This window comes from Kordiimonas aestuarii, assembly GCF_025574465.1.
In the GTDB taxonomy this organism is placed as follows: domain Bacteria; phylum Pseudomonadota; class Alphaproteobacteria; order Sphingomonadales; family Kordiimonadaceae; genus Kordiimonas; species Kordiimonas aestuarii.
On sequence record NZ_JAOBPP010000004.1, the window covers coordinates 1 to 22,972 of the forward strand.

At 55.6% G+C, this 22,972-nt stretch carries 17 protein-coding genes and 1 tRNA gene; 2 read left to right on the forward strand and 16 right to left on the reverse strand.

All coding sequences use genetic code 11. From position 1 onward, the window contains the following. Positions 1–2 precede the first annotated feature (2 nt). From tuf (OEU85_RS00220) to rpsL, 4 genes are all read right to left on the reverse strand, one after another. Positions 3–1,193, reverse strand: coding sequence for an elongation factor Tu (gene tuf / locus OEU85_RS00220; RefSeq protein WP_262689420.1), 1,191 nt, complete (start codon positions 1,191–1,193; stop codon positions 3–5). Between the two features lie 67 nt (positions 1,194–1,260). Then, positions 1,261–3,342: an elongation factor G gene (gene fusA / locus OEU85_RS00225; protein ID WP_262689421.1), complete on the reverse strand. Its 2,082-nt coding sequence runs from the start codon at positions 3,340–3,342 to the stop codon at positions 1,261–1,263. Positions 3,343–3,370: 28 nt separating this feature from the next. Further along, positions 3,371–3,841 carry a 30S ribosomal protein S7 gene (gene rpsG, locus OEU85_RS00230; RefSeq protein ID WP_262689422.1) on the reverse strand — a complete coding sequence of 157 codons (471 nt, stop codon included), beginning with the start codon at positions 3,839–3,841 and terminating at the stop codon, positions 3,371–3,373. Positions 3,842–3,862: 21 nt separating this feature from the next. Beyond that, positions 3,863–4,234 carry a 30S ribosomal protein S12 gene (gene rpsL / locus OEU85_RS00235; protein ID WP_262689435.1) on the reverse strand — a complete coding sequence of 124 codons (372 nt, stop codon included), beginning with the start codon at positions 4,232–4,234 and terminating at the stop codon, positions 3,863–3,865. Between the two features lie 425 nt (positions 4,235–4,659). Between rpsL and OEU85_RS00240 the strand changes: the two genes are divergently transcribed. Together OEU85_RS00240 and OEU85_RS00245 are read left to right on the forward strand one after the other, a co-directional pair. Next, complete coding sequence (locus OEU85_RS00240) at positions 4,660–5,610, forward strand: glycosyltransferase family 2 protein (protein WP_262689423.1); 951 nt, start codon at positions 4,660–4,662, stop codon at positions 5,608–5,610. After that, positions 5,600–6,760: a glycosyltransferase gene (locus OEU85_RS00245; protein ID WP_262689424.1), complete on the forward strand. Its 1,161-nt coding sequence runs from the start codon at positions 5,600–5,602 to the stop codon at positions 6,758–6,760. The genes OEU85_RS00240 and OEU85_RS00245 overlap by 11 nt, the downstream gene beginning before the upstream one ends. Here OEU85_RS00245 and OEU85_RS00250 read toward each other — a convergent pair. The 12 genes from OEU85_RS00250 to tuf (OEU85_RS00305) form a co-directional block, all read right to left on the reverse strand. Continuing rightward, positions 6,741–7,619 carry a hypothetical protein gene (locus tag OEU85_RS00250; RefSeq protein WP_262689425.1) on the reverse strand — a complete coding sequence of 293 codons (879 nt, stop codon included), beginning with the start codon at positions 7,617–7,619 and terminating at the stop codon, positions 6,741–6,743. The genes OEU85_RS00245 and OEU85_RS00250 overlap by 20 nt on opposite strands. Continuing rightward, entirely contained in the window at positions 7,603–9,267 is a 1,665-nt protein-coding gene (locus OEU85_RS00255; RefSeq protein ID WP_262689426.1) for an ArnT family glycosyltransferase, read from the reverse strand. Before OEU85_RS00255 ends, OEU85_RS00250 begins: the two co-directional genes overlap by 17 nt. A gap of 125 nt (positions 9,268–9,392) precedes the next feature. After that, entirely contained in the window at positions 9,393–13,613 is a 4,221-nt protein-coding gene (gene rpoC / locus OEU85_RS00260; protein WP_262689427.1) for a DNA-directed RNA polymerase subunit beta', read from the reverse strand. A 138-nt stretch (positions 13,614–13,751) separates the two neighbouring features. Further along, the gene (rpoB, locus tag OEU85_RS00265) at positions 13,752–17,849 is read right to left on the reverse strand and encodes a DNA-directed RNA polymerase subunit beta (protein ID WP_262689428.1); all 4,098 of its coding nucleotides are present in this window, start codon (positions 17,847–17,849) and stop codon (positions 13,752–13,754) included. Positions 17,850–18,081: 232 nt separating this feature from the next. Next, entirely contained in the window at positions 18,082–18,453 is a 372-nt protein-coding gene (gene rplL, locus OEU85_RS00270; RefSeq protein ID WP_262689429.1) for a 50S ribosomal protein L7/L12, read from the reverse strand. Positions 18,454–18,558: 105 nt separating this feature from the next. Continuing rightward, positions 18,559–19,074: a 50S ribosomal protein L10 gene (gene rplJ / locus OEU85_RS00275; RefSeq protein ID WP_262689430.1), complete on the reverse strand. Its 516-nt coding sequence runs from the start codon at positions 19,072–19,074 to the stop codon at positions 18,559–18,561. Positions 19,075–19,450: 376 nt separating this feature from the next. Then, positions 19,451–20,149: a 50S ribosomal protein L1 gene (gene rplA, locus OEU85_RS00280; protein WP_262689431.1), complete on the reverse strand. Its 699-nt coding sequence runs from the start codon at positions 20,147–20,149 to the stop codon at positions 19,451–19,453. 4 nt (positions 20,150–20,153) lie between these two features. After that, a complete protein-coding gene (rplK, locus tag OEU85_RS00285) occupies positions 20,154–20,582 on the reverse strand; it encodes a 50S ribosomal protein L11 (protein WP_262689432.1) in 429 nt (142 codons plus the stop codon). A gap of 108 nt (positions 20,583–20,690) precedes the next feature. After that, positions 20,691–21,227, reverse strand: a complete 537-nt coding sequence (gene nusG, locus OEU85_RS00290; protein ID WP_262689433.1) for a transcription termination/antitermination protein NusG — start codon at positions 21,225–21,227, stop codon at positions 20,691–20,693. A 1-nt stretch (position 21,228) separates the two neighbouring features. Next, positions 21,229–21,426 (reverse strand): preprotein translocase subunit SecE, encoded by a 198-nt coding sequence (secE, locus tag OEU85_RS00295; RefSeq protein ID WP_394805369.1) that lies wholly within the window; start codon positions 21,424–21,426, stop codon positions 21,229–21,231. A 109-nt stretch (positions 21,427–21,535) separates the two neighbouring features. Then, positions 21,536–21,611: transfer RNA gene (locus OEU85_RS00300), tRNA-Trp, on the reverse strand. Positions 21,612–21,779: 168 nt separating this feature from the next. Further along, a complete protein-coding gene (gene tuf, locus OEU85_RS00305) occupies positions 21,780–22,970 on the reverse strand; it encodes an elongation factor Tu (protein ID WP_262689420.1) in 1,191 nt (396 codons plus the stop codon). Positions 22,971–22,972: the final 2 nt, after the last annotated feature.

Sequence of the window (22,972 nt, forward strand, 5' to 3'; positions counted from 1 at the left end):
TATTAATCGAGGATTTTGGCCACGACGCCAGCGCCGACGGTACGACCGCCTTCGCGGATAGCGAAGCGGAGGCCCTCGTCCATGGCGATCGGTGCGATCAGCTCAACGGTCAGGTTCACGTTATCGCCAGGCATAACCATCTCGGTGCCCTCTGGCAGCTCAACCGTCCCCGTAACGTCGGTCGTACGGAAGTAGAACTGCGGACGATAGTTCGCGAAGAACGGCGTGTGACGGCCACCTTCCTCTTTGGTGAGGATGTAGGTCTCTGCCGTGAACTTCGTGTGCGGCGTGATCGTGCCAACGTGTGCCAGAACCTGGCCACGCTCAACGTCATCACGGCCAACACCACGCAGCAGCGCACCAATGTTGTCGCCTGCCTGGCCCTGGTCCAGAAGCTTGCGGAACATCTCAACGCCCGTAACCGTCGTCTTCGTCGTGTCCTTGATGCCGACGATCGCTACTTCTTCGCCAACCTTAACAACACCGCGCTCAACACGACCGGTAACAACCGTACCACGACCAGAGATCGAGAACACATCCTCAACAGGCATCAGGAACGCACCGTCAATCGCACGCTCAGGCTGCGGGATATACTCGTCAACCGCTTTCATCAGCTCGAGGATCTTCTCTTTGCCAATGGTGTCGTCACGACCTTCAAGAGCTGCAAGCGCAGAACCCGCAACGATCGGAATGTCGTCGCCCGGGAATTCATATTCGCTCAGAAGCTCGCGGATTTCCATCTCAACAAGCTCGAGAAGCTCTTCGTCATCAACCTGGTCAACCTTGTTCATGAAAACAACAAGCGCTGGAACACCAACCTGACGCGCAAGCAGAATGTGCTCGCGGGTCTGAGGCATCGGGCCGTCCGCTGCGTTCACTACCAGAATAGCGCCGTCCATCTGCGCCGCACCCGTGATCATGTTCTTCACATAGTCAGCGTGGCCAGGGCAGTCAACGTGAGCATAGTGACGGGCTTCCGTCTCATACTCTACGTGCGCTGTCGAAATCGTAATACCACGCTCGCGCTCCTCAGGGGCCTTGTCAATGTTCGCGAAGTCTACTGCTTCACCATGACCTGCCTCTGCGAGAACTTTCGTGATCGCCGCCGTCAGCGTCGTCTTACCATGGTCAACGTGACCAATCGTACCAACGTTGCAGTGCGGCTTGTTCCGTTCAAATTTTGCTTTTGCCATTGTACTACCTTTCTATCGGCCCTTGTTTACCAAGGGATCCATAGCATTGGTTTTTCTTGTTTATGTTTTAACCAGCGAGCTTGGTCTTGATTTCCTCAGCCACGTTCGCAGGCACTTCAGCGTAATGATCAAACTGCATGGAGAATTGCGCACGACCTTGCGAGAAAGAGCGGAGCTCGTTCACGTAGCCGAACATATTCGCCAGCGGCACCATTGCGTTGATAACCGTTGCCGGACCACGGGTCTCGGACCCCTGGATCTGACCACGGCGCTTGTTAAGGTCACCGATTACGTCACCCATATACTCTTCTGGCGTCACAACTTCGACTTTCATCACAGGCTCGAGGAGCTTGATGCCAGCCTTGGAAGCTGCTTCGCGCAGTGCACCACGACCTGCGATCTCGAACGCAAGCACGCTCGAGTCAACGTCGTGGTACGCACCATCAATCAGGCGTACGGAGAAATCGATGATCGGGAAGCCGATGAGAGCGCCGCTCTCAGCCACATCCTTGATCCCTTTTTCAACACCTGGGATGTATTCACGAGGGATGTTACCGCCCTTGATCTCGTCCTTGAACTCGATACCGGTACCGCGCTCACCAGGGGTAACAACCATCTTCACGCGACCGAACTGACCGGAACCACCGGACTGTTTCTTGTGCGTGTAGTCAATTTCAACTTCGCGAGCAAAGCTCTCGCGGTACGCAACCTGAGGCGCGCCCACGTTACACTCAACCTTGAACTCACGCTTCATGCGGTCAACGAGAATGTCGAGGTGAAGTTCACCCATGCCGGCAATCACAGTCTGGCCGGATTCTTCATCAGAAGAGACGCGGAAAGATGGATCTTCAGCAGCCAGGCGATTGAGGGCGATGCCCATCTTTTCCTGATCGGCCTTCGTTTTCGGCTCAACAGCCACTTCGATCACCGGATCAGGGAATTCCATGCGCTCCAGGATAACCTGGCTGTTGTTGGCACAGAGCGTATCGCCTGTTGTGGTGTTCTTGAGGCCCGCGAGAGCGACGATGTCGCCAGCGCGTGCTTCTTTGAGGTCTTCACGGCTGTTGGCGTGCATTTCCAGCATCCGACCAACTTTCTCTTTACGCTGCTTCACAGAGTTCATGACCTGTGTACCAGTCTCGAGAACGCCGGAGTAGATGCGGCAGAATGTCAGCGTACCAACAAACGGGTCATTCATGATCTTGAACGCAAGCGCAGAGAAAGGCTCTTCGTCCGAAGACTTGCGAAGGATTTCTTTCTCGGGGTCGTTCGCGTCAACACCGCGGATCGCTTCCACGTCTGTCGGCGCCGGCATGAAGTCCACTACTGCGTCAAGGAGTGGCTGAACGCCTTTGTTCTTGAACGCAGTACCGTTAAGCACAGGAACGAAGAGGCCCTTGGTCGTACCCTTGCGGATAGCGCCCTTGAGCTCAGCTGAGGTCAACTCCTCGCCTTCGAGGTATTTTTCCATCAGCGCTTCATCAGCTTCCACAGCCGTCTCGATCATCTCGAGACGTGCAGCGTCCGCAGCGTCCTTGAGGTCGTCGCGGATGTCGACGTACTCGTAAGAAGCGCCAAGGTCTTCACCTTTCCAGAGCACTTCCTTGAACTCGATCAGGTCGATCAGGCCCTCATACTCGCTCTCAGCGCCGATTGGCAGTTGGAGAACAAGTGCGTTGGCACCAAGACGATTGCGGATCATGTCGACACAACGCTCAAAGTTCGCGCCCATGCGGTCCATCTTGTTGACGAAACACATGCGTGGAACTTTGTATTTGTCAGCCTGACGCCATACAGTCTCGGACTGCGGCTCAACACCAGCAACCGAGTCGAATACAGCCACAGCACCATCAAGCACACGGAGCGAACGCTCAACTTCAATGGTGAAGTCAACGTGGCCCGGGGTATCGATGATGTTGATCCGATGATCCTTCCAGAAGCAAGTCGTTGCAGCGGAAGTAATCGTGATACCACGCTCCTGCTCTTGCTCCATCCAGTCCATGGTAGCGCCGCCATCGTGTACTTCACCGATCTTGTGGCTACGGCCTGTGTAATAAAGGATACGTTCGGTCGTGGTCGTTTTACCAGCATCAATGTGTGCCATGATGCCGATGTTACGGTAACGATTAAGTGGCGTTCTGCGTGCCATGGAACTGGTTCCTCAACTTAGATACTGATTACCAACGATAGTGCGAGAAGGCTTTGTTAGCCTCAGCCATCTTGTGCGTGTCTTCACGCTTCTTGACGGCAGCACCGCGGTTGTTCGCCGCATCCAGCAGTTCGCCGGAGAGACGGTCAACCATCGTTGTTTCGTTGCGTTTACGGGCGGCAGTGATCAACCAACGGATCGCAAGTGCCTGCGCGCGCTCGTTACGTACCTCAACCGGCACCTGGTATGTTGCACCACCAACACGGCGGGAACGAACCTCAATGGCGGGCTTTACGTTGTCGAGCGCTTCATGGAAAAGACCGAGAGCTTCGGTTTTTGCGCGCTCAGCCATCTTGTCGAGGGCACCATATACAATGCGTTCAGCGACGGATTTTTTACCGTCGAACATCAGGCTGTTCATGAACTTCGTCAGTACCACGTCACCGAACTTCGGATCAGGCAGGACGTCGCGTTTTTCTGCTCTATGACGACGAGACATAGCGGTATTCCTTCTCTAATCTTACTTCGGACGCTTCGTGCCGTATTTCGAACGGCTCTGGCGACGATCTGCAACGCCTTGTGTGTCAAGCACACCGCGCAGCGTGTGATAACGAACACCCGGCAAATCTTTTACCCGGCCGCCGCGGATAAGCACCACAGAGTGCTCCTGCAGGTTGTGGCCTTCACCAGGAATGTAGCTTGTAACTTCAAAGCCGTTCGAGAGGCGCACACGGGCAACCTTACGAAGAGCCGAGTTAGGTTTCTTTGGAGTCGTTGTATAAACACGGGTACATACACCGCGTTTTTGCGGACATGCTTCAAGCGCCGGCACTTTATTGTGGATCGGCTTCGCTTTGCGCGGCTTCCGCACTAGCTGGTTAATGGTAGGCATCTTTGTTCCTTGCCGTTTTTCTCTGTCACCATCACTCGGACGACCCACTACACATGCAGCAAAACCGCCTGCATCGGGGCTGTTAGGCTCCGACGAGGCCATCCGGGAAATTTTCAATGTCTTCTCTTAGCCAGAAAACCCCAGCGTCTGGCCTGTTTGGGCCACCACCTGAGCTCCGGCGAGGTGCGCTTACTATACCGAAACAGGCTCTGCGTCAATGAAAAAAGGGGAAGATAGCCAATTTGGCCCGCGCGCCTGATTTCCGGCCACGGACCATATGGGAAAGACGTCAATCATAGCAACTACACTCCTCTACTCGTGCCAGGTCTAATCGCCTGAGTCTGTTGATGATGTGCCGATCAGCGTACTTGCTCAGGCGCGGCGGACTGGTATAGGCTGGCGCCATCTTGCGGATGAGGGGCTATATGAAACTGATTATCCAAATTCCCTGTTTCAATGAGGAGGAAACCCTCGCAGAGACCTTGGCCGACCTACCCACGTCAATTGAGGGAATCGATACCATAGAAGTTCTCATCGTTGATGATGGCAGTGTGGACCGTACTCAGGAGGTGGCGCGAGCGGCCGGTGTCCATCACATCATCGTCCACAGCCATAACAAAGGCCTTGCCCGCGCCTTTGCCACTGGCATCGAGGCGTCCCTGCGTCTGGGTGCGGATATCATAGTCAACACCGACGCCGACAACCAGTATAACGGCGGCGACATCCCCGCCCTGGTTCGCCCCATCCTTGATGAGCGCGCGGACATTGTGGTCGGTGACAGGCAAACAGCAAACATCGCGCATTTCTCCCCGTTCAAGAAATTGCTGCAGCGACTTGGCAGCCGGGTCGTCAGGGCGCTTTCCGGCACCGACATTCCTGACGCTGTGAGCGGCTTTCGCGCCTTCCGCCGCAAGGCGGCCATGCGGCTTAATATTGTCTCAAGCTACAGCTACACGGTTGAGACACTTATTCAAGCAGGCATGAAGAAGATGAAAGTGTGCTCCGTTCCCGTGCGCACCAAAAAGGTAGAACGTCCATCCCGGCTGTTCACATCCATGCGAGGCTTCATTCAAGCACAACTTACCACCATGATGCGCATGTATGCGATGTTCAAACCGCTGCGCTTTTTCTTCTTCCTTGGTGCGCTCTTCTCCCTCATCGGTATCCTGCCCATTCTTAGATTTCTTTATTATTACGTTGCTGATGGCGGCGCGGGGCATATCCAGTCGCTCGTCCTGGGGGTGGCTTTCCTGATTATTGGTATGTTTACCTTGCTCATCGCGCTACTGGCCGACCTGATCGGGCGCAACAGGCAACTGATCGAACAAACCCTCGAACGGGTCCGCCGGCTTGAGCTGGATAAATATGACAAATAACACCGCCGCAAAGTTTAGGATTGTCCTGTTCGGCACCGCCGACCTGAACAACCCACGTACCCGCATTCTGCTGGACGGGCTAAAGCGAGCAGGCAATACCGTCACCCTTTGCCATGAAGACATCTGGCAAAACAACCAAGACCGCAGCCAGTTTGCCGGCATCCTCAAAACAGCCACACTATTCCTGCGCTGGCTATGGGCGATGGCCAGGCTATGTGCGCGTTATGTCACCCTGCCAGACCACGACATCGTCGTCGTTTGTTACCCCGGGCATGTCGATATCTGGTTTGCCAAGCTCTTTGCCTCCCTCCGCCGCAAGCCGCTGGTATGGGACGCTTTTATCTCCGCGTATGACACAGTCGTCGGCGACCGCAAGTTGGCGGCACCCGGCAGTCTCACGGGCAAGGCATGCTTCTATCTCGACAAGACAGCATGCGGACTGGCGGATATGACCCTTCTCGACACAGAGGCCCATGCAGCGTTTTTTTCGAAATGCTTCGATATCCCCGCCGCCCGCTTTGCTGTTGTGCCTGTTGGTGCAGAGCAACAATTTATCGATTGGTCGCCCGCCGACGGTTCCCCTCGCAACGGTCAGCAATTTACTGCCGTGTTTTACGGAAAGTTCATACCACTTCACGGCATCCCCACCATTCTGGAGGCCGTCCGCATTTTGAAGGCGGAAGACATTCATTTCACTCTCGTGGGCGGCGGACAAACAGCGGATGATACCCGCTTGTGGCTAGAAGCCCACCCCTTGCCCAACCTTGTATGGTTACCGTGGGTCAATTATGAAGATTTGCCCGCCTTCCTATCCGGCCATGCCCTGGGACTGGGTATCTTCTCGGACGGAGACAAAGCGGGCCGTGTGGTGCCCAATAAAATATTTCAGATGCTGGCCATTGGGTTGCCCGTTTTAACCCGACAATCCGACGCTATTCACCCGTATGAGGGTAAATCAGCAGGTGCTATTTCAACCGTGCCCGCCGCATGCCCGCGGGCGTTGGCCGACGCCATTCGCGCGGCGAAGGCAGAATGGACAAAAGGCACCCTTGACCCTGTGCCCCCTGAACTGGTCACAGGCCCATCTGAGGTCGGTCTTATCGCCCATCAAGCATTGATACAATTGTTGGCTAATCGTTCGAAGGCGTGATCAGCGCGAAGACCAGCGCCAGAGGCATCAGCACCAAAAGGAATGCCAGCCGCAGCAGCGAAGGCACCAAAAAGGCCGATGCTGCCGACAACCCGGCCATAACTCCAAGGCCGGATGACGCTAGCTCCCGAACGCCAAGACCGCCTGGCACCACAGCGACCGCGGCCCCGAGCGGTGCACTGGCTGCCAGCATCCCGGTCTGCAGCACGCTGGCGGCAACACCGATCACCTGAAACAGTATATAAAGTGCAAGCGCATCCAGAAGCCCTGTTACGAACTTGATCACCACGAGAACAGAAAGCGCCTTCCCCTCGACCCCCGTCCGTACAGCCATGATGGCAACCAGCACCGCGACACCAGCACCAAGCAGCAAAAGTGCAGATGCGGCCTTATGCGCACCGACGCCGTACCCTGCAGCAGCTGAGATCAGCAACCCGATGGCAAGCCAGACAAAAGCGGGCAACAGGACCGACAAGCTACCCCGTGCCAGCGATGCCCCCCGTGTCATTACGGCCCCTACCCTGAGCATGGGGCCCGCAGGAAGCGGCAGCATATTCGCAGCACTTGCCTGAACGCTGATGCCAAGGGCACGCCAAAAACCGATGGATACGCCCACCATGGCGGCGGCCAATTTCATTTCCGCACCATTCAACAGGATAAGCGCAGGCACAATGACAAGGCACACAAGCGCAAGTGCAGGCCAGGAGTGCACAGCCACGTCACCATTGATCTCTTGCGCGGAAATGTAAAAACCACCAAGGAACAATACTGACGCCAGGACCATGGCCACACGGCGCACCCATGGGACGCGCGTCAGGGCAAAGATGCGCGTGACTGCAGCTTCAATCTTGTCCTTCACCTTTGTCCTCCGCTTCTTTGACAACCGTTTTGCCGACAACCGGCAGGCGCAGCCGAATGTCTCCTGTAATCTCGTTATGGGCCTGCTTGTAGCGATAAAGTTCAAGCGTGATATCGCTGAAACGGGGGGTGCCGGGGGCGGAACTCATGGTGCGGTTGCTCTCTATCGGGACGGAACGGATATGCTCGAACCGTGTGCTGTCCAGCAGGAGCCTGCGTAGCTTGGCATGAATCTCCAGCCCCGTGTAATTGCGCGATTCCACGACGACAGCCTTGACCGCCAGATCATCAAATATCTTCAGGATATCGTCTTCTGTCTCGGCATGTACTTCCTGCCAGTGGCTGCTGACAATTGATGAAGACGAGAGCAGCTTGTCCCCGCGCAGGATATAACTCTGCCGCGCCTTGTCGGCCTGCCGCGCAAAATAAGTAAAATATCCATTGTGGTAGGCGTCAATAAAGACGGAGGCATCGTCCGCCACCCTGATTGCCTCTTGGGCGGCAACATCGTAACCCGTCGCGTAAAGAGGTTCCTCGCGAAAAACCATTACCCCTTGGAACACTACAACCAGCGAAACAAGGCCAGCATAAAGCCTGCCACGCGCCGTATTCAGCCCCCACACGGAAAGCGGCAACGCCGCGATCAGCATCCAGAACGGAATCCAGAAAATGGGATAGCGCGGGTTTTTGCCAACCATCAAGCTGAAGAAGATATAGACGGATACGATCACGATCGCAGGCAACCACAGGGCTTTCCTGTTGTAATAAAAACTGATGACAAGGCCGATGGCAACAAGAGCAAGTGCCGGCGGCGAAAGATGCACCCGCACAAGGGTTTTCAGGTGCACAAGCCAGTTCTCCAGGCTAAGTCGAGACAGAGCCTTGCCCGAGCCATCACCGAGCGATTGATGGATATTCTGGTCTCCAAACACCACCGTCATAACGCCTAGTGGCACGATTATAGCCACAAGCAACAGCGCAGCACCATAATGCGTCGGCTGCCTGATGGCCCAGTGAAACCGGCCGCGCGCCACAAGCACGAGAAGAGTGGTCAGCACAAGAAACGCGGCGGTCTGCTTGGTCCACGCGGCGATGCCTATGGCAAACGCGAGGGAAACAGCATCACGCGGGTAGCCATCCTCAAGCCAGCGCACCAGATAATAGATGGCGCAAAGCACAACAGAAAGCACGGCGAGCTCAGCCATTGTGTACCAGCCCCACTGCGCAACGAAAGGCGTACTGAGCCAAAGCGCTGCTGAGCCGACCGCCGCCGGCGCACCCGTCATTCGCCGCACCATTTTGTACCAACACAACAGGCCCACAAGCACAAAGCCGAACAGCGCCAGCCGACTGGACCACATATTCACGCCGAACAGGAGGTTGAATATTCCTTCCACAAATGGGAAAAACGGGGGCCGATAGCCGATGCTAAGCGCCGGGTATTGCGCGAAATAGGCTTGGGCATAAGTCCATGGGTTCCCAAACGGCATATCCGTCATGGTATCGCGCAAGAACACCCCGTCCATCAGGATACGGTCCGCATCCGGGTAGCCAAGGCTGTTGTTCCCAAGCCCCCGCAACAGAAGGGTAGCGGCAAGCGTGGCGAGTAAGGCCAAATGGCTGAACTGGCTCTGCAAAATACGCGACATAGGCCCCCCTTTTCAAACCACTATGCATAAGTGCCGGGTGTTGCCAAGCAGGAACCGCGCTCTGGCCGTCAACAAAAAAGGGCCCGCCATCTGGCGAGCCCTCTTTATTCGTTTGTCTGATCAGTTTAAGCTTCGCCGCCCTCTTGTGGGGCTTCTGAGCCGGTCGCTGCTGCGAACTCGGCCTCGGCGGCTGCCATCGGATCATCCAATTCGGCTTGAGCTTCGGCAGCCAGCTTGTCACGTTGCTGCGCTTCAAAGCGCAGGCGGTTCACAACCGAGCCCGTACCCGCCGGGATCAGGCGACCAACAATCACGTTTTCCTTCAGGCCAACGAGCTTGTCTTTCTTGCCTGCGACAGAAGCCTCAGTCAGCACGCGTGTTGTCTCTTGGAACGACGCCGCAGAGATGAAGCTGCGGGTCTGCAAGCTTGCCTTCGTGATCCCAAGTAGGATCGGATGGCCTTTGGCTGGCAGTTTGCCCTGTGCTTCAAGTTTCGCGTTGTTTTCCTCGAACTCTTCGCGGTCAACCTGCTCACCCAGAAGCATAGTGCTGTCGCCCGAAGACGTGATCTCGATTTTCTGCAGCATCTGGCGAACAATCACCTCAATGTGCTTATCGTTGATCTTCACACCCTGCAGGCGGTAAACGTCCTGCACTTCTTTTACCAGATAGTTGGCAAGCGCTTCAACGCCCATCACCTGCAGAATATCGTGCGGTGCCGGGTTGCCATCAATCAGGTATTCACCCTTCTGGATGAAGTCGCCTTCCTGAACGGCAATGTGCTTGCCCTTCGGTACCAGATATTCGACCGGTTCGCCTTCATCATCGCGTGGACGGATGGTGATGCGACGCTTGTTTTTATAGTCGCGGCCAAACTCAACAATACCGTCAATGTCCGCGATGACGGCATGGTCTTTCGGACGGCGGGCTTCGAAAAGCTCGGCCACACGCGGCAGACCACCGGTAATGTCTTTGGTTTTGGCGGCTTCGCGCGGGATACGGGCGATCACGTCACCAGCCGATACACGCTTGCCGTCCTCAACCGAGAGAATGGCGTCGACAGAGAGGAAGTAACGTGCTTCCGTCCCGTTGGCGAGTTCAACAACTTCGTCGCTTTCGTCGCGCAATGTGATGCGTGGACGCAGGTCAGCCCCTTTTGGTGCACTACGCCAGTCGGTCACGACCTTCGACGCGATACCCGTGCCTTCATCCACAACCTCTTTCATGGAAGTGCCTTCCACGAGGTCGACAAGACGTACAATACCGGATTGCTCGGTGATGATCGGAATGGTGTACGCATCCCACTCAGCGATTTTCTCGCCTTTCACCACTTCGTCACCTTCGTCCTTGAAGAGGTGCGAACCATAGGCAAGGCGGTGTTTGGCACGCTCACGGCCCTCATCATCAACGATGATGATTTCCATGTTCCGGCTCATCACAACCTTACGGCCACGGCTGTCTTCGATCACGTTGCGGTTTTCGACCTTCACTTTACCGTCTGCCGAGGATTCCACAGCCGATTCCGCGTTAACCGTTGCCGCACCACCGATGTGGAAGGTGCGCATCGTCAGCTGGGTACCCGGCTCACCGATGGACTGTGCGGCAATAACACCAACCGCTTCACCCATGTTCACCGGCGTACCACGGGCGAGATCACGACCGTAACACTTGCCACAGGTGCCACCCTTGGTTTCACATGTCAGAACGGAACGGATTTTCACTTCGGCAATGCCTGCGGTCTCGATCGCGTCAGACTTCACCTCGTCCAACAATTCACCAGCCGGGAACAGTAGATCGCCCGTGACCGGGTGCTTCACATCCAGAGAGAGGCACCGGCCCAGAATACGCTCAGACAAAGGCACAAGAACGTCGCCGCCCTCAGACACTTCCGTGATGGTGATACCGTTTTCGGTGCCACAATCCTCTTCCACGACCACGCAGTCCTGGCTGACGTCGACAAGACGACGTGTCAGGTAACCGGAGTTCGCTGTCTTAAGCGCTGTATCAGCAAGACCTTTACGCGCGCCGTGCGATGAGTTGAAGTACTCAAGAACCGACAAACCCTCTTTAAAGTTGGAGATGATCGGTGTCTCAATGATCTCGCCCGACGGCTTGGCCATCAGGCCCCGCATACCGGCAAGCTGCTTCATCTGCGCCGCACTACCACGCGCGCCGGAGTGCGCCATCATGAATACCGAGTTGATGTTGCTCTCGCGACCATTTTCGTCGGTCGTGGTGCGCTCCATCTCTTTCATCATGGCGTCAGCCACTTTGTCGGTACACTGCGCCCAAGCGTCGACAACCTTGTTGTATTTCTCGCCCTGCGTAATGAGACCGTCCTGATACTGCTCTTCGTATTCTTTCACGAGTGAGCGGGTATCCTCGACAAGCTTCTCTTTTGCGTCCGGGATGATCATGTCGTCTTTACCGAAGGAGATACCGGCGGCACAAGCACGACGGAAACCTTCGCCCATGATACCGTCAGCAAAGAGAACCGTGGTTTTCTGCCCGCAGTGGCGATACACCACGTCGATAACCTCGGAGATTTCTTTCTTCGTCAGTCGGCGGTTGATCAGGCTGAACGGCACCTTCGGGTGCTTCGGCAGATGCTGCGCAAGGATCATGCGACCAGGGGTCGTCTCGACGCGCTTGACCTCAAGTTCACCCTTGTCGTTGATCAACTCGAAACGAGCATTGATCTTGGTGTGCAACGTGATCGACTTGCCATCGAGCGCGAACTGGATTTCATCCATGCAGGAGAAAGCCTTGCCCTCGCCCACGTCACCTTCACGCATGGAGGTCATGTAGTAAAGGCCCAGCACGATATCCTGTGACGGCACGATGATCGGCTTGCCGTTCGCCGGGCTGAGGATGTTGTTTGTGGACATCATCAACACGCGAGCTTCAAGCTGCGCTTCAATCGAGAGCGGTACGTGAACCGCCATCTGGTCACCGTCGAAGTCGGCGTTGAACGCCGCACAAACGAGCGGGTGAAGCTGGATAGCCTTGCCTTCAATAAGCACAGGTTCAAACGCCTGAATGCCAAGGCGGTGAAGCGTGGGCGCACGGTTGAGCATGACCGGGTGTTCGCGAATTACCTCGTCGAGGATATCCCAAACCTCACGGCGTTCTTTTTCAACCAGCTTCTTCGCGGCCTTGATCGTGGTCGCGATGCCTTTTTTGTCGAGGCGCGAATAAATGAATGGCTTGAACAGCTCAAGCGCCATCTTCTTCGGCAGGCCACACTGGTGCAGTTTAAGTTCAGGACCAACAACGATCACCGAACGGCCGGAATAGTCAACACGCTTACCAAGAAGGTTCTGACGGAAACGGCCCTGCTTACCCTTGAGCATGTCAGAGAGCGATTTGAGCGGACGCTTGTTCGCGCCGGTGATGGTACGGCCACGGCGACCGTTATCAAACAGCGCATCAACAGCTTCCTGCAGCATACGCTTCTCGTTCCGGATAATGATATCCGGCGCGCGCAGTTCAATCAGACGTTTCAGGCGGTTGTTACGGTTGATCACACGACGATAAAGGTCGTTGAGGTCAGACGTCGCAAAACGGCCACCGTCGAGCGGCACCAGCGGGCGCAGCTCTGGCGGGATAACCGGCACAACAGTCAGGATCATCCACTCAGGGCGGTTACCGCTCTCGAGGAATGCCTCAATCACCTTGAGGCGCTTGACGATTTTCTTCGGTTTCAGCTCAGACTTGGTCTCAGCCAGCTCTTTCAGAAGCTTTTCCTGCTCGCCTTCAAGGTCGATACTTTCCAGCAGCTTGCGGATCGCTTCGGCGCCAATGCCAGCCGTGAAGCTGTCTTCGCCATATTCGTCCTGCGCGCGGTAGAAATCATCCTCGCTCAGCAGTTGAAACTGCTTCAGCGGGGTCAGGCCAGGCTCAATCACCACATAGTATTCAAAATACAGAACGCGCTCGAGATCCTTCAGCGTCATGTCAAGCAGCAGACCAATCCGGCTTGGCAGTGATTTCAGGAACCAGATGTGCGCAACGGGCGCCGCGAGGTCGATGTGCCCCATGCGCTCCCGGCGTACCTTGGAAAGCGTGACTTCAACGCCGCATTTCTCACAAATAATGCCGCGATATTTCATCCGCTTGTATTTGCCGCAAAGGCATTCGTAGTCCTTTACAGGACCGAAGATACGGGCACAGAAAAGACCATCCTTCTCGGGCTTGAAAGTCCGATAGTTGATCGTTTCCGGCTTCTTGATCTCACCAAAAGACCAGGACCGAATCCGCTCGGGTGACGCAATCGAGATCTGAATCTGATCAAACGTCTCCGGCTTCTGGTTCGGGTTGAAGTATTTCATCACATCTTGGTTCATGTCCGGCGTCTCTCTTAATTCGCTGTCGGGGCAATTCTTTACTCAAAGGGGCCCCGGTTCGCCTTCCAAACTCAGCCCGCCCCTTTTAACTATAACAGAGCAGGCGCGGCCGAGGGCAAGCCCCCGGCCTCTAATGGCTTATTCCGTACCTGTGATCAGCTCGACATTGAGGCCAAGGGACCGCATTTCCTTCACAAGAACATTGAAGGATTCCGGGATACCCGCTTCAAATGTGTCGTCACCACGCACGATCGCTTCATAGACCTTGGTCCGGCCCTGAACGTCATCCGATTTGACGGTGAGCATTTCCTGAAGCGTATAGGCAGCGCCGTACGCCTGCAGTGCCCACACTTCCATCTCACCGAAGCGCTGACCACCGAACTGTGCCTTACCACCAAGCGGCTGCTGGGTAACGAGGCTGTATGGGCCGATCGAACGAGCGTGAATCTTGTCATCCACAAGGTGGTGCAGCTTGAGCATATAGATATAGCCCACTGTTACCTTGCGGTCGAAACGTTCACCGGTCCGACCATCATACAGATACACCTGACCTGAGCTGTCGAGGCCCGCTTTTTCAAGCATGGTCACGATATCAGCTTCCACGGCACCGTCAAACACCGGCGTACCCATCGGAACACCGCTTGTCAGGTTACCGGCAAGCTCAAGGATCTGCTCATCGGAGAGCTCGGCAACATCAGTCTCATACTGAGCGTCACCATAGATATCCTTGAACTTGGCACGGAAATCGTCAACTGCGCCATTACCATGACGATACGCTTCGATCATGCCATCAATTTGACGGCCCAGACCGCGCGATGCCCAGCCAAGGTGCGTCTCAAGAATCTGACCAACGTTCATCCGCGATGGTACACCCAGCGGGTTGAGAACAACGTCAACCGGCGTACCGTCCTCAAGGTGAGGCATATCTTCCTGCGGCAGGATGCGGGAAATCACACCCTTGTTGCCGTGACGGCCGGCCATCTTGTCGCCCGGCTGAAGCTTGCGCTTCACAGCAACAAAGACTTTTACCATCTTGAGAACGCCCGGCGGCAGTTCATCACCACGCTGGAGTTTCTCGATCTTCTCGTCGAAACGGCGCTGAAGTTGCCCCTTGCTTTCATCGAACTGCTTCCTGAGCGCTTCGATGTCGGCCATGGCTGCATCATCGTCAACCGCAAGGTCCCACCACTGGATTCGCTTGATCTCGGCAAGGCCTTCCTCGGTGATTTTCGTACCTTTTTTCATATCCTTCGTGCCGGCGGTAACTGTGCGGCCTTCCAGAAGCGGACGAAGACGACCATAGATGTTACGCTCAAGAATGACGCGCTCATCCTCACGGTCTTTCGTCAGGCGTTCAATTTCCTCACGCTCGATCGTCAGCGCACGTTCATCCTTGTCCACACCGTGGCGGTTGAACACACGTACTTCAACGATCGTACCAGCAACGCCCGGCGGCAGGCGCAGGGACGTGTCACGGACGTCAGAAGCTTTCTCACCGAAGATAGCGCGCAGAAGTTTTTCTTCCGGCGTCATCGGGCTTTCGCCCTTCGGTGTGATCTTGCCCACGAGGATGTCACCCGGGTGAACCTCTGCGCCGATATAAACGATACCAGCCTCATCAAGGTTCTTCAGACCTTCTTCACCCACGTTTGGAATATCGCGTGTGATCTCTTCCGGACCCAGCTTCGTGTCGCGAGCCATCACTTCGAATTCCTCGATATGAATCGACGTGAAGACATCTTCCTTCACGATGCGTTCGGAAATCAGGATCGAATCCTCGAAGTTGTAACCGTTCCAGGGCATAAACGCCACGAGAGCATTACGGCCGAGTGCCAGTTCGCCAAGCTCCGTCGACGGACCATCACAGATGATGTCGCCCTTGCGGATCTCGTCGCCCACTTTAACCAGTGGACGCTGGTTGATGCAGGTATTCTGGTTCGAGCGCTGGAACTTCTGCAGTGTGTAGATATCAACGCCGGAACGGCCCGGATCAACATCTTCAGTTGCGCGGATAACGATACGCGTCGCATCCACCTGCTCAACCACGCCTGTACGGCGGGCAGCGATGGCAGCACCACTATCGGACGCCACAACTTTTTCCATGCCCGTACCCACGAACGGCGCTTCCGCCCGTACGAGCGGCACGGCCTGACGTTGCATGTTCGAGCCCATAAGCGCACGGTTCGCATCATCGTTCTCAAGGAACGGGATGAGCGATGCGGCCACAGACACAAGCTGCTTGGGCGATACGTCCATCAGCGTAATGTGCTCAGGCGTCGACATGATGAACTCGCCCGCCTGACGACAGGACACGAGGTCATTGGCGAAACGTCCATCTTCCGTCAGTTCGGCATTCGCCTGGGCTACGGTGTACTTCTGCTCTTCCATTGCCGACAGATAGATCACTTCGCTCGATACAACGCCGTCCTTCACGCGGCGGTATGGGCTTTCGATGAAGCCATACTTGTTCACCTGTGCGTACGTTGCGAGCGAGTTGATCAGACCAATGTTCGGGCCTTCCGGCGTTTCGATCGGGCAAATCCGACCATAGTGGGTCGGGTGTACGTCACGGACTTCAAAGCCAGCGCGCTCACGGGTCAGACCACCTGGTCCAAGCGCCGACATACGGCGTTTATGGGTAATCTCGGAGAGCGGATTGGTCTGGTCCATAAACTGGCTGAGCTGGGATGAGCCAAAGAACTCACGTACAGCAGCCACAGCCGGTTTCGCATTGATCAGGTCATGCGGCATCACGGTATCGATGTCGACAGACGACATACGCTCACGGATGGCACGCTCCATACGCAGCAGGCCAATGCGGTACTGGTTTTCCATCAGTTCGCCAACGGAACGAACACGACGGTTGCCAAGGTGGTCAATATCATCGACTTCACCGCGGCCGTCCTTGAGCTCAACAAGCGTCTTGACGGTGGAGAGAATGTCTTCACGGCGCAGCACACCAACGGTATCGTCACACTCAACACCCAGGCGCATGTTCATCTTAACACGGCCAACGTCGGAGAGGTCGTAACGCTCTGAGTCAAAGAAGAGACCATAGAACAGCGCTTCGGCTGTTTCCTTGGTTGGCGGCTCGCCCGGACGCATCACTTTGTAGATTTCTGCAAGCGCGCTATCGAGGCACTCAACCTTATCGGCCTTCAGGGTGTTGCGAAGGTATGGGCCTACGGACACTTCGTCGATGTCGAGCACAGCGATCTCGTCAAAGCCAGCGGCAGACAGCGCTTCAACGGTTTCTTCCGACAGTTCGTCGCCAGCTTCCACATAAATGGCGCCGGTCTTTTCGTTGATCATGTCTTCAGCGGCATATTTGCCCATGATCAACTCTTCAGGGACCAGAACACCTTCAACGCCAGCCTTCTCGAGGCTTTTCGCGAGGCGTGGTGTAATTTTCTTGCCCGCTTCCGAGATCACTTCGCCGGTGTCAGCATTGACAAGATCAAACTCTGGCTTCTGGCCGCGCCACGCTTCAGCAACAAACGGCATGCGCCAGCCGCCATCTGCACGGCGGAAGCTTACAACCTTGTAGAAATACTGAAGGATGTTCTCGGCAGACATGCCGAGCGCATAAAGGAGCGTCGTTGCCGGCAGCTTGCGGCGACGGTCGATCCGTACGTTCACGATATCCTTGGCGTCAAACTCGAAGTCGAGCCAGGAGCCGCGATAAGGGATCACGCGGGCAGCAAACAGGAACTTACCCGACGAATGGGTTTTACCTTTGTCGTGGTCGAAGAACACACCTGGCGAACGGTGCATCTGGGATACGATCACCCGCTCGGTACCGTTGATCACGAACGTACCGTTATCGGTCATCAGCGGCAGGTCGCCCATGTAGACGTCCTGCTCCTTGATGTCGAGTACGGACTTGGCTTCCGTTTCGGGGTCAACTTCAAATACGATCAGACGCAGGGTTACCCGCAGCGGCGCGGCATAGGTCATGTCGCGCTGCTGGCACTCTTCCACGTCATACTTGGGCTCTTCAAGCTCGTATTTTACATATTCCAGCGATGAAGTCGCAGAAAAATCTTGGATCGGGAATACCGATTTCAGGACTTTCTCGAGGCCGGATGACAGCCTCTCTTCTTCGTTTGCGCCAGGCTTGAAGAACTGGTCATAGGACCGCCGCTGCACCTCAATGAGGTTTGGCATTTGCGTCACTTCGGAAATGTGTCCAAAGTCCTTACGCACGCGCTTACGACCGGTAAATGAAGTCGCCATGCTTCGCCCTCGTTCCTTAAGTTGTGCCGGAGAGGTCCACGCTACACAGGGACCGTCTCGGCTGCCAAAATAGAGCCTAGGGTTCAGACCTTACCCTAAACTCCTGAAAATCCAAAACATTTGGGCGTCTCACCCAAACCAGACCGGTAATTACTGTCCTCCGGTCCCTTAGGACGCCGAAAGGCCGGGAGCGAATTTCGCTCCCGACCCCGGGATACTTGGGCTCAAGTAATTACTTGAGCTCAACTTTCGCGCCAGCTTCTTCGAGCTTTTTCTTGAGCTCTTCAGCTTCTGCTTTCGCAACGCCTTCTTTAACAGGCTTAGGAGCACCCTCAACGAGGTCCTTAGCTTCTTTAAGACCGAGGCCCGTGATCGCACGAACTTCTTTAATGACGTTGATTTTCTTATCGCCAGCGGCAGTAAGAATCACGTCGAATTCGTCTTTTTCTTCTTCAGCGGCAGCAGCTGGGCCAGCAGCGGCAGCAGCAGCTACTGGTGCAGCGGCAGATACGCCCCACTCTTCTTCCAGCAGTTTGGAAAGCTCAGCAGCTTCCATAACAGTCAGACCGGAAAGTTCTTCAACAAGCTTCTTGAGGTCAGCCATTTTCAATTCACTCCAAATTAGCGGTCCATCTCAAAAAAGGATCCGCATGTATCATTGCGTTAGTGTGTCAGGCGGCCGCCAAAGGCATAGCCACCCGGGATGTCGTTAAGCTGCGTCTTTGTTGCCGTAAGCACCGAAGACACGGGCCAGTTGACCCGCAGGAGCCTGCGTAACGGCCGCAAGTTTCTGGGCAGGAGCTTGCAGGAGACCCACAAGTTTGCCACGAAGCTCGTCGAGCGACGGCAGGTCAGCAAGTGCTTTGACACCATCTTGGTCCAGAACCGTAGAACCCATGCCACCACCAAGAAGACGAAGTTTTTCGTTTTTCTTGGCGAATTCAGCAAGGGCCTTTGGTGCTGCGACCGGGTCGTCAGCAAAGCCGATAGCCGTCGGACCGGTAAACAGATCCGAAATGCCTTCGTATTCAGTGCCTTTAAGCGCAAGACGAGTCAGCCGGTTTTTCGTAACCTTAAGCGAGGCACCCACTTCGCGCATTTGCGAACGCAATGCCGTGATCTCAGCAACTGACAGGCCGTCGTAGTGAACTACAACGACGGAGGCAGCGCCAGCGAACACGTCATGCAGGGATGCAATCAGTTCCTGCTTCTCGGCTCTTTCCACTATCTCGTCTCCGACTTTGAAGGTTCGTACTTCAAACTATGAACCCTCGTCATTTGAGCTATGCACCGGCGGCAAATGCCGACCGGTACTCTCCTCTGTCCGGAGGTGCGGGTTTTACCTAAGTCTTCGCAGGACGGATTACATCCAGTCCTTCGAGGAAACCGCGGTATCCTGATGGATAAATCCGTCAGGAGAAATTCCCTTAACCCCGTCTCATGCAGGCCGTGGATCCGCGACGACCACTCCTTTAAACCCTGAAGGTCAACTACTAGAAACCCACTTCAAGGCACCTGCAATCTCGGACAGTTACTCCCGCGCAGACAAAACAACCGCCTGAGCGCCTGCGCCGAGCCGAGACCCGGCGCAAATTCGCGTATTATTCGCCGCTGACCGATGCGACGTCGATTTTCAGGCCCGGGCCCATCGACGACGTTATACCGATCTTCTTGACGTAGGTGCCCTTGGCACCGGTTGGCTTGGCTTTGATCACCGCACCAATGAACGCTTTGGCGTTCTCGATGATTTGGGCTTCGTCGAAGCTGGCCTTGCCAACGCCGCCGTGCACGATACCGGCTTTCTCAACGCGGTATTCAACCTGGCCGGCCTTGGCGGCTTCAACAGCGCCCTTGACGTCCATGGTTACGGTACCAAGCTTCGGGTTCGGCATCAGGCCTTTCGGGCCAAGCACCTTACCGAGACGGCCAACAACTGCCATCATATCCGGTGTCGCGATGCAACGCTCGAAGTTGATCTCGCCCTTCTGGATGGCTTCCATAAGGTCTTCTGCACCAACAACGTCTGCGCCTGCTTTTTCTGCTTCTTCAGCCTTGGGGCCGCGCGCAAAAACAGCAACACGTACAGATTTACCTGTACCGTGCGGCAGTGCAACAACACCGCGAACCATCTGGTCAGCGTGACGTGGGTCAACACCGAGGTTCATGGCGATTTCGATTGTCTCGTCGAACTTGGTAGCCGAACGGCCCTTCAGTTCTTTCACAGCCTCTTCAACGGTGTAGAGCTTTTCGCGGTCAAGACCGTCCCAGGCTTTTTGCATACGCTTTGCAGTTTTAGCCATTGGATTAACCCTCCACCTTGTAGCCCATCGAGCGCGCGGAACCTTCGATGATCAGCATGGCTGCATCGATGTCATTGGCACTCAGATCGACCATTTTCGCTTCCGCGATTTCACGCACCTGATCGCGGGTCACGGTCGCAGCAACTTCGCGGCCGGGCGTCGCACCACCGGATTTTTTACCGGCAGCTTTTTTCAGGTAATAACTTGCAGGCGGGGTCTTCGTCACAAAAGTGAACGACTTGTCTGCATAAATAGTCAGGATCGTCGGGATAGGCATACCCGCGTCCATTTTCTGTGTCTGCGCGTTGAACGCTTTACAGAATTCCATGATATTCACACCACGCTGACCAAGAGCCGGGCCGATTGGCGGCGACGGATTAGCTTGACCAGCAGGCACCTGAAGCTTCAGATAGCCAGCAATTTTTTTTGCCATCGTCTTTCCCTTTCAAATGACAACTACGGCCGGTTTCCCAGCCAAGGGTGCGTGGTACGGCTAATGGCGAGCCTCCCACGCGGCTTTCGGGGCACTGGCCCCAAAACTTTATGTAACTTTTTCGACCTGGGTATATTCCAGCTCGACCGGTGTCGCACGACCAAAAATCGATACTGACACCTTAAGGCGTGCCTTGTCCTCATCCACGTCTTCAACAAAGCCGTTGAAGCTGGTGAACGGGCCATCGGTCACGCGGACCTCTTCACCGATCTCGAACACGATGTTTGGACGTGGGCGCTCGACACCTTCCTCAACCTGGTTGAGGATGCGAGCGGCCTCCGCATCGGAAATCGGTGATGGGCGGCCTTGCGGCCCCAGGAAACCTGTTACCTTCGCATGACCATTGGCGAGGTGATAGGTGTCATCGGTCAGCACCATCTTGATCAGCACATAGCCGGGGAAGAATTTCTTCTCGGCTTTGATTTTCTTGCCCTTGCGGACTTCAATCACCTCTTCGGTCGGCACGATGACTTCATCAACAAGTGCATCGAGCCCTTGCTGCAAAGCCTGTTCCTTGATTGCCTCAGCAACCTTCTTTTCAAAGCCCGAATAGGCGTGAATGATATACCAGCGAGACTTGCTCACATTAATCTCCGAGACCCAAGAGGAACTGCACGCCGGCATTCAACAAAAAGTCGACGCCCAGGAAAAATACGGCCATGATCACCACCATGATAAATACCATTACGGAGGTGATTCCCGCCTCTCGCGGTGTCGGCCAGGTTACTTTAGAACCTTCCTGCCGCACCTGGCGTACAAATTCACCCGGGGTGGTCTTCGCCATCATGCATCCCTTTTTTTTGCTCTACAAGCCCGCGCTCATTTGATGAAAAGCGCAGGCTTTACAAAACTTTAACTACAAACCGCCGTCACGGTCAAACTTGCTGCCGGCTTGGCAGGGGCGGAGGGACTCGAACCCACGGCACCCGGTTTTGGAGACCGGTGCTCTACCAACTGAGCTACGCCCCTAAAGCCGTTTTTGCATTCATGAGGGGTGGGGTGTAGCGCCCGAAGCCCTGCCATGCAAGTACTTTTTTTGCCTTCGCGAAAAAGGCGTTACGTGGGTCGCTGAACTGCCGCAGGGCCCACGCAGCAAAATGGGCCGGACAAGCCGACCCATCTTTGTTTTACCCGATATTAATCGAGGATTTTGGCCACGACGCCAGCGCCGACGGTACGACCGCCTTCGCGGATAGCGAAGCGGAGGCCCTCGTCCATGGCGATCGGTGCGATCAGCTCAACGGTCAGGTTCACGTTATCGCCAGGCATAACCATCTCGGTGCCCTCTGGCAGCTCAACCGTCCCCGTAACGTCGGTCGTACGGAAGTAGAACTGCGGACGATAGTTCGCGAAGAACGGCGTGTGACGGCCACCTTCCTCTTTGGTGAGGATGTAGGTCTCTGCCGTGAACTTCGTGTGCGGCGTGATCGTGCCAACGTGTGCCAGAACCTGGCCACGCTCAACGTCATCACGGCCAACACCACGCAGCAGCGCACCAATGTTGTCGCCTGCCTGGCCCTGGTCCAGAAGCTTGCGGAACATCTCAACGCCCGTAACCGTCGTCTTCGTCGTGTCCTTGATGCCGACGATCGCTACTTCTTCGCCAACCTTAACAACACCGCGCTCAACACGACCGGTAACAACCGTACCACGACCAGAGATCGAGAACACATCCTCAACAGGCATCAGGAACGCACCGTCAATCGCACGCTCAGGCTGCGGGATATACTCGTCAACCGCTTTCATCAGCTCGAGGATCTTCTCTTTGCCAATGGTGTCGTCACGACCTTCAAGAGCTGCAAGCGCAGAACCCGCAACGATCGGAATGTCGTCGCCCGGGAATTCATATTCGCTCAGAAGCTCGCGGATTTCCATCTCAACAAGCTCGAGAAGCTCTTCGTCATCAACCTGGTCAACCTTGTTCATGAAAACAACAAGCGCTGGAACACCAACCTGACGCGCAAGCAGAATGTGCTCGCGGGTCTGAGGCATCGGGCCGTCCGCTGCGTTCACTACCAGAATAGCGCCGTCCATCTGCGCCGCACCCGTGATCATGTTCTTCACATAGTCAGCGTGGCCAGGGCAGTCAACGTGAGCATAGTGACGGGCTTCCGTCTCATACTCTACGTGCGCTGTCGAAATCGTAATACCACGCTCGCGCTCCTCAGGGGCCTTGTCAATGTTCGCGAAGTCTACTGCTTCACCATGACCTGCCTCTGCGAGAACTTTCGTGATCGCCGCCGTCAGCGTCGTCTTACCATGGTCAACGTGACCAATCGTACCAACGTTGCAGTGCGGCTTGTTCCGTTCAAATTTTGCTTTTGCCATTG

Bases quoted from the DNA above. Each gene is read 5' to 3' on its own strand.
- tuf (WP_262689420.1), bottom strand. From the start codon at position 1,193: ATGGCAAAAGCAAAATTTGAACGGAACAAGCCGCACTGCAACGTTGGT.
- fusA (WP_262689421.1), bottom strand. From the start codon at position 3,342: ATGGCACGCAGAACGCCACTTAATCGTTACCGTAACATCGGCATCATG.
- rpsG (WP_262689422.1), bottom strand. From the start codon at position 3,841: ATGTCTCGTCGTCATAGAGCAGAAAAACGCGACGTCCTGCCTGATCCG.
- rpsL (WP_262689435.1), bottom strand. From the start codon at position 4,234: ATGCCTACCATTAACCAGCTAGTGCGGAAGCCGCGCAAAGCGAAGCCG.
- OEU85_RS00240 (WP_262689423.1), top strand. From the start codon at position 4,660: ATGAAACTGATTATCCAAATTCCCTGTTTCAATGAGGAGGAAACCCTC.
- OEU85_RS00245 (WP_262689424.1), top strand. From the start codon at position 5,600: ATGACAAATAACACCGCCGCAAAGTTTAGGATTGTCCTGTTCGGCACC.
- OEU85_RS00255 (WP_262689426.1), bottom strand. From the start codon at position 9,267: ATGTCGCGTATTTTGCAGAGCCAGTTCAGCCATTTGGCCTTACTCGCC.
- rpoC (WP_262689427.1), bottom strand. From the start codon at position 13,613: ATGAACCAAGATGTGATGAAATACTTCAACCCGAACCAGAAGCCGGAG.
- rpoB (WP_262689428.1), bottom strand. From the start codon at position 17,849: ATGGCGACTTCATTTACCGGTCGTAAGCGCGTGCGTAAGGACTTTGGA.
- rplL (WP_262689429.1), bottom strand. From the start codon at position 18,453: ATGGCTGACCTCAAGAAGCTTGTTGAAGAACTTTCCGGTCTGACTGTT.
- rplA (WP_262689431.1), bottom strand. From the start codon at position 20,149: ATGGCTAAAACTGCAAAGCGTATGCAAAAAGCCTGGGACGGTCTTGAC.
- rplK (WP_262689432.1), bottom strand. From the start codon at position 20,582: ATGGCAAAAAAAATTGCTGGCTATCTGAAGCTTCAGGTGCCTGCTGGT.
- secE (WP_394805369.1), bottom strand. From the start codon at position 21,426: ATGGCGAAGACCACCCCGGGTGAATTTGTACGCCAGGTGCGGCAGGAA.
- tuf (WP_262689420.1), bottom strand. From the start codon at position 22,970: ATGGCAAAAGCAAAATTTGAACGGAACAAGCCGCACTGCAACGTTGGT.